We start from the raw sequence: 6,960 nt of genomic DNA, 5'->3' as shown, positions 1-6,960 counted from the left end.
TCCTGCGCCGAGTCGGGGTGGGGGTGGGGGTGGCGGTTCAGTCGGCGGTGGGGAAGGCGGCGCGCAGGGCGGGGGTGCGGGTGAGGATGGCGACGGCGAGGAGGGCGAGGGCGGAGAGGCCCTGGAGGACGGCGTACCAGGGCGGGCAGAGGCCGGGGATGAGGTCCACGGCGATGATGGCGATCGGCATCACGGTGGAGAGGGTGCGGACGCGGTCGAAGGCCTTGGCGGAGCCGTCGGCGGCGCGGGTGGCCAGCCGGTGGAGGTACGGGGCGACGGCGAGGAAGATGACGCCGCGGATCCACATGAACGGGGTCGTCGGGTGGCCGATGGACGCCATCACGGCGACCGTGCCGAGGACGATGGCACCGGCTAGGCCGAAGAGCGTGATGCACTTCTTCACCGTGGTGAAGGTGGACTGGTGGGCCGTGGGCGCCATGGTTCTTTCCCCTCCGTGTCGTTGTGGGAACGACGCTACGGAGCGGACGCGCGGCCGAGTATGGGTCCAGCCCCACAAGGGGGTGGGTCCAGCCCCACTCCCAGCGAACCGTTCCGGAGGGAGAGCCGCCTCTACGGCGGGAGGGGCCGCCAGGGCGGAGGCGGTGCGCAGGAAGTCGGGCCGGCCGACTTCCTGTGCCGGGTCTTATCGGGTTCTTGCCGGGAACCGGCAGGGGACCGGGCGGGATCTTGCGGGGTCCGGGCGGCGCGGGGCGGGGGCTGGTCTGAATAGTGTGATCGTCAGTGGACGTGAGCGAACGTCCGTGATGTGGGGGGTGGGGGCATGACTCCACTGGGCCTGAGCGTGGCCACCTGGTGGTGGATCGTCGCGCTGACGACGGTGCTGTTCTGGGCGATGGCGATACCGCCGCAGGTGACCCGGCAGTACCGGATCATGGTGGCCCTGGCGCCGCTGGTCGGAGCCCTCTTCCTGGTCGGGCGCTCCCACATGAACGGGACGACCCCGGCCGGCGCGCTGTCGATGTACGCGCTGGCGATGCTGTCGCTGACGCTGGGAACGGCCGGGCACCTCGGACGTATGGCGCGCCTGCAACTGGCGGCCGACGAGGCGGGCGACAGGGACGAAGTGCCGCTCACCTGGGGCTTCATGGTGCAGTTCTTCCTGTGCGTGACCGCGGGCTTCGTGGTGTATTTCGTGATCCAGCCGTAGGCGCGGGAGAGGGACGGACCGCACCCCGGCCTGGATCGGGGGTCATCCGGTCCGGGACGCCGAACTGGTCGACGGCGGAGTGGAGTTCGCGGTGGCAGGGTCGGGCCCCGACCACTTCTGAAGCACGCCGGCGGCCCCTTGCGGAGGAGCAAGGGGCCGCCGGAACGGTTCGCTAGGTGGTGGTGGCCAGGTGGTCGAACTCGCCCGCCTTCGCACCCTGAAGGAAGGCCGCGAACTTGACCTGGGCGGTTCGGACGATGACGTCGCCCTCGTCGGACTCCCGGAGCTCGATCACCCCCTGTGCGGCGCGAACTTCAACGCATTGAGAGTTCGCAGCCGAGTAGCTGGACTTCTGCCAGGTGAAGTTAGGCATTTTTGCTCTCCATGTCCTTCTTGATGGATTGAATGAACTCCCGGGAATCCTCTTCCGATAGGGCCGCCGAACCGATCCCGTCAAGCAGGGAGCGGAACTGGGCGATATGGGCCGGCGCGTCGAACAGCACGCTGTCGAGTCCGGAATCCATCTGTACTGTGCCGAGCTCAGGGATCGGGCCTTCGACATACGTGAAGTTCTCATGGTTGACCGGAAGAGTGTCCACATCGAACAGGACGACCCGGATGGAGATGGTCGACCGCTCGGAGTCCTCGATGAGGCCACCAAGCTGCTCGGCTTGGACCTTGGGCCCGCTGAACTGCATACGTAGCGCGGCCTCATGGATGAAGGCCGAGTACGGAGTCTCACCAGAGCGGACCACGTCCTGCCGCCGCATGCGGAAGGCAGTCCTCAGGTCAACTTCGTGCTGGGGAAGGAGCGGGAACCCTCGGGCAAAGACCGCAGAAGCATAATCAGCCGTTTGGAGCAACCCGGGGATGAAGGCCATGGTGTAGGTGGACAGCGCGTGGGCGCGATTCTCCATCTCGGCCATCTCGAGGAAGTCCTGCGAAAGGTTCCCCCGGTACTCCTCCCACCAGCCTCCCTTGTCGCGGTCCGTGATGATGTCCGCGAGCGCGTCGATCAGGGGCTCGTTGACGCACATGCACAACGCCGCGATCGTGCGCAGGCGTTCGACGCTGATGCCGGTCTTGCCGCTCTCCATCTGCGTCACGTGGGCGGGGTTGATGCCCAGTGCGCGGGCGAGCTGGCTGCCGCCGAGGCCGGCCTGTTCCCGCATCCTGCGAAGTTCGGCACCCAACCGCAACTGGCGAAGCGTCGGGTTCGATCGAAGGGCCATGGGACCAGTCTGCCAGCCCCGTTCGGGGGAACTTCTCGTGGATCGCCACAAATCTGTGGCGCCTCACGCTATCGTCACCCTCAGAACGATCCGATGGATCGTCAGACACGCCTTGGTTCAGGGCAGTAGGCGCCTGCTGCCCTCCGGCCGAAGAGCGGCCACGCCCTGGTCCGGCTCGCGGCTCTCCCCCTCCACACCCATACCTCTCGGAGGTTCCCGTGTGCACCTTGAACACCCCCTCCCTCACCCTCACCCGGCAGGCCCTGCGGAGCGCCCTGACCCGCGCCTCCTGGGACACCGAGACCATCTTCAACGCCGAACTCGCCCTCGGCGAACTCATCGTCAACGCGTGGCGGCACGCCGGTACCGCCTCGCCCGTCGTCTACTTCTCCCTCGACGTCGACACCCTCCGGGTCTGCGTCGCGGACGAGAGCGCCCTGCTCCCCCAGGAGAAGCCCCTCTCCCTGCTCGCCGAGTCCGGCCGGGGCCTCCAGCTCGTCGCCGGGCTCACCCACCGCTGGGGCGTCGACCCCCAGGAGCGTGGCAAGACGGTCTGGTACGAGCTGGACTCCGCCGCGTGACCCGCGAACCGATCGCCCCCGACGACCCCCGGATGCGGAACTTCGCCGCCCCGCACATCACCGGCCTGCTCGGGGAGTTGCACCGTCGGGGCCTCCCGTACGGGCTGCTCTGGGGCTCGGCCTCGGCGGGCGAGACGATCCTCGACGGGCGTCTCCTGGTCGACTTCGGCAACGCGCCCGTGAGCACCCTCGTCAACCTCCTCCACCTGCTGCGGGACCTGGACCGGGAGGCGGCGTGGGAGCGGTGAGCCTCCTCGTACCGCGCTGAACACATGCGAAGGCCCTCGCCCACCGAAGGGGCGAGGGCCTCGCGGCGTCCGTCGGCTCCGGGTCAGCCGCCGGACGGGTTCCTGGGGGCGCCGCCACCGGCACCGCCGCCTCCACCACCAAAGCCACCGCCGAAGCCCCCGCCGGCGGCGCCTTCGAGCAGCTGGCTGGCGGTGTAGCCACCGTTGGCGTCGGGGGTGCCGACGACCGTCACGCTCTGGCCGGGCTGCAGGTCCCCGACCTTGCCCTCCTTGTTGAGCTGGACCTTCGTCGCGTCGCCGGTGGTGACCTTGATGGTGTTGCCGTTGGTGTCGGTCAGGTAGACGGTGTTGCCGTCGACGGCCTTGACCGTGCCCCGGGCGAAGCCGGCCTGCCCGCCCTGCCCAGCGCCCTGCCCGGTGCCCTGGCCCCCACGGCGGGAGCCGCCCTGCCCCTGCCCGTAGCCGCCTCCCTGAGCAGCCGCACCCGCAGCGGCGGCCGCCGGCCGGGCGGAGGACTTCCCGCCGCCCGTCGGCCCGTTGTTCTGCTGGTACCAGACCCCGCCCGCGAACGCCCCGGTGGCGATCACGCCGCCCGCCAGCAGCAGGCTGAGCCAGGGCAGCTTCCGCCTCGGCGGCGCGGCCAGTTCGGCGCTCACGTCCCGCGCGTCCGGCGGGGTGGCGAGGAGGGCGACCTGCTCGGCGGGGGTTCCGGGCCCGACGGTGGCGATCTCTTTGCTCATGACAGTGGAGTCCTACTCGTGCCGGAGGGCGTCGATCGGCCGCAGCGAGGCGGCCCGGTTGGCGGGGTAGCTGCCGAAGAACAGCCCGATGGCGACGGCGATGGCGAAGGCGCCGAGCACCGATTCGGGGATCACCACGGGTTTGATGCCGACGATGCTGAAGTGCGAGCCGGCGATCCCGGCGGCCACGCCCAACCCCGCGCCGATCACCGAGAGCAGCGTCGACTCGGTGAGGAACTGCCCGAGGATCACCGCGCGCGGGGCGCCGAGCGCCTTGCGGATGCCGATCTCCCTGGTCCGCTCGGTGACCGTCACCAGCATGATGTTGGTGATCCCGATCCCGCCGACCAGCAGCGAGATCGCGGCCACCGCGCCGAGCAGCACGGTGAAGGTCTTCGTCGTGCTCTCCCTCGCGGTGAGCAGGGAGGCCTGGCTGGTGATCCGGAAGTCCGCCTTGGCGGGGTCGGCGATCGCGTGCGTGCCGAGCAGGACGCGGGTGATCTCGGACTGGGCGGCCGTGGTGCTGTCCGCGTTCGCGGCCTGGACCAGGATCTGGTTGACAGAGCCGAAGCCGGTGAAGGCGTTCTGCACCGTCGGCAGCGGGGCGATGACCACGTCGTCCGGGTCGGTGAAGCCGCTGCCGCCCTTGGCCTGGAGCACGCCGACCACGGTGAACGGCGTGCCGCCCAGCACCACGGACTTGCCGACCGGGTTCTCGGTGTCGAACAGCTGCTTGGCCGTCGTCGCGCCGAGCACAGCGACCTTGCGCGAGTCGAGCACGTCGTCGTCGGTGAAGTACTCGCCGTGCGCGACCTTCTGGTTGGCGGTCTCGAAGTACGACGGGTAGGTGCCGACGATCGAGCCGGGGCTGTACGAGATGTTCCCGTACAGCGCGGTGCCGCTGGTGGTGACCACCGGGGCGACCGACCTGATCGCCCCCGCGTCGGTGTCGCTCGCCAGCGCCTTGGCGTCGGCGACCGTCAGCTTCTTCACCGAGGAGGTGGCCCGGGAGCCGCCGTTGGCCGAACCGGAGCTGACCGTCAGGGAGTTGGTGCCGAGCGAGGTGATCGAGTCCTTCACCGCCACCGACGAGCCGTTGCCGACCGCCAGCAGCAGGATCACCGAGGCCACGCCGATCAGCACGCCGAGCATGGTGAGCGCCGAGCGCACCTTGTTGGCGGCCAGGCCGCCGACCGCGAAGCGGAGCGTCTGCCAGAGGATCACGCCGGCACCTCCGCGCCCGCCACGCCGGCCGCGCCTGCCGGGCCCGCCGCGAGCTCCGCGTAGGCCGCGTCCAGGAAGGGCGGCGGCCCCTCCACGGGCGCCTGCCGCAGATCGCTCACGATCTGCCCGTCGACCAGTCGCAGCACCCGCTTGGCGTGCCGGGCGACCTCGTCCTCGTGGGTGATCAGCACGACCGTGCGGCCGGTGGCGTTGAGCCCGTCGATCAGGGCCAGCACCTCCTCCGTCGAGCGGCTGTCGAGGTTGCCGGTCGGCTCGTCGGCGAGCAGCATCGCGGGCGCCGTCACCAGGGCCCGCGCCACCGCGACGCGCTGCTGCTGGCCGCCGGAGAGCTCGTTGGGCTTGTGGCCGGCCCGCTCGGCGAGCCCGACGAGCGACAGCGCGGCCATCGCCCGGCGGCGCCGCTCGGCGGTCCGGACGCCCGCGTAGGCGAGCGGCAGCTCGACCTGGGCGAGGGCGGTGGTGCGGGGCACCAGGTTGAAGGACTGGAAGACGAAGCCGATCTTGCGGTTGCGCACCAGTGCGAGCTGCTGCTCGTCCAGGTGGCCGACGTCGGTGCCGTCGAGGAGGTAGCGGCCGGCGGTCGGGACGTCCAGGCAGCCGAGGATGTTCATCAGGGTGGACTTGCCGGAGCCGGAGCTGCCCATCACGGCGACGAAGTCGCCCTGTTCGATGTCCAGGCTGACGCCCCGCGGCGCACCGGTCTCCGGGTCGGAGGGGCCGCGCAGCGCGTGCACGGTGGCGTCGCCGTGCCCGTACGCCTTGGTGAGCCCGCGGATGCGGATCACCGGGACGGGGTGCGCGGGGACGCGCTTGTCGATGACGTGACGCATGCTCACGACTCAGCCCTTGCCGCCGCGACCGGCCCCGGCACCGGCGCCGCCACCGCCACCGGAACCGCCCGGGAAGACCCCGCCGCCGGCCCCGCCCCGGTTGCCGCCGAGGCCCGGGAAGGAGGCGTTCGGGAAGCCGTTCCCGCCGCTGGTGGTGGGGAGTTCGACCTTGTCGCCCTCCTTCAGCCCGGAGACCACCTGCACCGTGCTGTCGCCCTCGACCCCGACCCCGACGGTGACCCGCTCGGAGGCGCCGTCCGGCTGCACCAGGGTCGCGGTGCGCGAGGTGCCGGTGCCGGACAGCGCGGAGGTGGGCAGCGAGAGCGCGTTGTCGGCCTCGCCGGTGATCACCTGGACGGTGGCGCTGAGGCCGGTGCGCAGCGTGCTGGTGTCGCCGGTGATCTGCAGCGTGGCCGCGTACTGGACGGCGGCGGAGCCGGCCGCGCCGCCGGAGCCGCTGCCGGTGGGCAGCGAACTGACCGACAGGACGGTCGCGTTGAGCTTGGTGTCGGACTGCGCGTTCAGGGTGACGGTGGCCGCCTCGCCCTTCTTCAGCTTGAGCGAGTCGAGCTCGGAGAAGTTCGCGGTGACCTGCATCCCGGTCGGGTTGGTGAGCACGATGAAGCCGCTCGGGGCGGCCGCCGAACCCGTGCCGGTCCCGGTGGACTTGCCGGAGGAGGACGAGGCGGAGGCGCCGGAGCCGGTGGCCCCGACGGTGTCGCCGACCTTGCCGGAGACCGAGGCGACCGTGCCGTCCACCGAGGCGGTCAGGGTGGTGCCGGTCAGCGCCGCCTGGGCGTTGGCCAGGTTGGTCTGCGCGGTGGCGACCTGCTGCTGGGCCTGGGCCACGGCCGCGTCGTCGACCTTGGTGGTGGTGACGGTGGTGGTCTGCGGGGCGGGCGTACTGCTCCCGCCC

The 6,960-nt window shown here is 71.0% G+C and carries 10 protein-coding genes; 3 read left to right on the top strand and 7 right to left on the bottom strand.

Going from position 1 to position 6,960, the window contains the following annotated elements; translation table 11 throughout:
- Positions 1-37: 37 nt before the first annotated feature.
- A complete protein-coding gene (locus ACFU7Z_RS33355; protein ID WP_380781642.1) occupies positions 38-439 on the bottom strand; it encodes a hypothetical protein in 402 nt (133 codons plus the stop codon).
- A 342-nt stretch (positions 440-781) separates the two neighbouring features.
- Here ACFU7Z_RS33355 and ACFU7Z_RS33350 point away from each other — a divergent pair, with 342 nt between their 5' ends.
- Complete coding sequence (locus tag ACFU7Z_RS33350; RefSeq protein ID WP_380781640.1) at positions 782-1,168, top strand: hypothetical protein; 387 nt, start codon at positions 782-784, stop codon at positions 1,166-1,168.
- A 172-nt stretch (positions 1,169-1,340) separates the two neighbouring features.
- On the opposite strand, the gene ACFU7Z_RS33345 is transcribed toward ACFU7Z_RS33350, so the two are convergent.
- On the bottom strand, positions 1,341-1,541 hold the full coding sequence (locus ACFU7Z_RS33345) for a DUF397 domain-containing protein (RefSeq protein WP_049651248.1): 201 nt from the start codon (positions 1,539-1,541) through the stop codon (positions 1,341-1,343).
- Positions 1,534-2,400, bottom strand: coding sequence for a helix-turn-helix transcriptional regulator (locus ACFU7Z_RS33340; protein WP_049651247.1), 867 nt, complete (start codon positions 2,398-2,400; stop codon positions 1,534-1,536). The genes ACFU7Z_RS33345 and ACFU7Z_RS33340 overlap by 8 nt, the downstream gene beginning before the upstream one ends.
- A gap of 227 nt (positions 2,401-2,627) precedes the next feature.
- Between ACFU7Z_RS33340 and ACFU7Z_RS33335 the strand changes: the two genes are divergently transcribed.
- Together ACFU7Z_RS33335 and ACFU7Z_RS33330 are read left to right on the top strand one after the other, a co-directional pair.
- Positions 2,628-2,981 (top strand): ATP-binding protein, encoded by a 354-nt coding sequence (locus tag ACFU7Z_RS33335; protein WP_380743920.1) that lies wholly within the window; start codon positions 2,628-2,630, stop codon positions 2,979-2,981.
- Positions 2,978-3,229, top strand: coding sequence for a hypothetical protein (locus ACFU7Z_RS33330; RefSeq protein ID WP_049651245.1), 252 nt, complete (start codon positions 2,978-2,980; stop codon positions 3,227-3,229). Before ACFU7Z_RS33335 ends, ACFU7Z_RS33330 begins: the two co-directional genes overlap by 4 nt.
- Positions 3,230-3,312: 83 nt before the next feature.
- On the opposite strand, the gene ACFU7Z_RS33325 is transcribed toward ACFU7Z_RS33330, so the two are convergent.
- From ACFU7Z_RS33325 to ACFU7Z_RS33310, 4 genes are all read right to left on the bottom strand, one after another.
- Positions 3,313-3,969 (bottom strand): DUF5666 domain-containing protein, encoded by a 657-nt coding sequence (locus tag ACFU7Z_RS33325; protein WP_380781637.1) that lies wholly within the window; start codon positions 3,967-3,969, stop codon positions 3,313-3,315.
- Positions 3,970-3,981: 12 nt separating this feature from the next.
- Positions 3,982-5,193, bottom strand: coding sequence for an ABC transporter permease (locus ACFU7Z_RS33320; protein ID WP_380781635.1), 1,212 nt, complete (start codon positions 5,191-5,193; stop codon positions 3,982-3,984).
- Positions 5,190-6,044, bottom strand: a complete 855-nt coding sequence (locus ACFU7Z_RS33315; RefSeq protein ID WP_380781644.1) for an ABC transporter ATP-binding protein — start codon at positions 6,042-6,044, stop codon at positions 5,190-5,192. Before ACFU7Z_RS33315 ends, ACFU7Z_RS33320 begins: the two co-directional genes overlap by 4 nt.
- A 9-nt stretch (positions 6,045-6,053) precedes the next feature.
- On the bottom strand, positions 6,054-6,960 hold a 907-nt coding region (locus tag ACFU7Z_RS33310; RefSeq protein WP_380781633.1), incomplete at its 5' end, for an efflux RND transporter periplasmic adaptor subunit.

The sequence above is a fragment of the Kitasatospora sp. NPDC057518 genome (genome assembly GCF_042802075.1).
Taxonomy (GTDB): domain Bacteria; phylum Actinomycetota; class Actinomycetes; order Streptomycetales; family Streptomycetaceae; genus Kitasatospora.
Note: the sequence above shows the minus strand (reverse complement) of the source record. Positions and strands in the feature narration are given on the sequence as shown.

What these genes read in the sequence shown, in the direction of transcription:
- ACFU7Z_RS33355 (WP_380781642.1), bottom strand. Translation starts at nt 439, where the DNA reads ATGGCGCCCACGGCCCACCAGTCCACCTTCACCACGGTGAAGAAGTGC.
- ACFU7Z_RS33350 (WP_380781640.1), top strand. Translation starts at nt 782, where the DNA reads ATGACTCCACTGGGCCTGAGCGTGGCCACCTGGTGGTGGATCGTCGCG.
- ACFU7Z_RS33345 (WP_049651248.1), bottom strand. Translation starts at nt 1,541, where the DNA reads ATGCCTAACTTCACCTGGCAGAAGTCCAGCTACTCGGCTGCGAACTCT.
- ACFU7Z_RS33340 (WP_049651247.1), bottom strand. Translation starts at nt 2,400, where the DNA reads ATGGCCCTTCGATCGAACCCGACGCTTCGCCAGTTGCGGTTGGGTGCC.
- ACFU7Z_RS33325 (WP_380781637.1), bottom strand. Translation starts at nt 3,969, where the DNA reads ATGAGCAAAGAGATCGCCACCGTCGGGCCCGGAACCCCCGCCGAGCAG.
- ACFU7Z_RS33315 (WP_380781644.1), bottom strand. Translation starts at nt 6,044, where the DNA reads ATGCGTCACGTCATCGACAAGCGCGTCCCCGCGCACCCCGTCCCGGTG.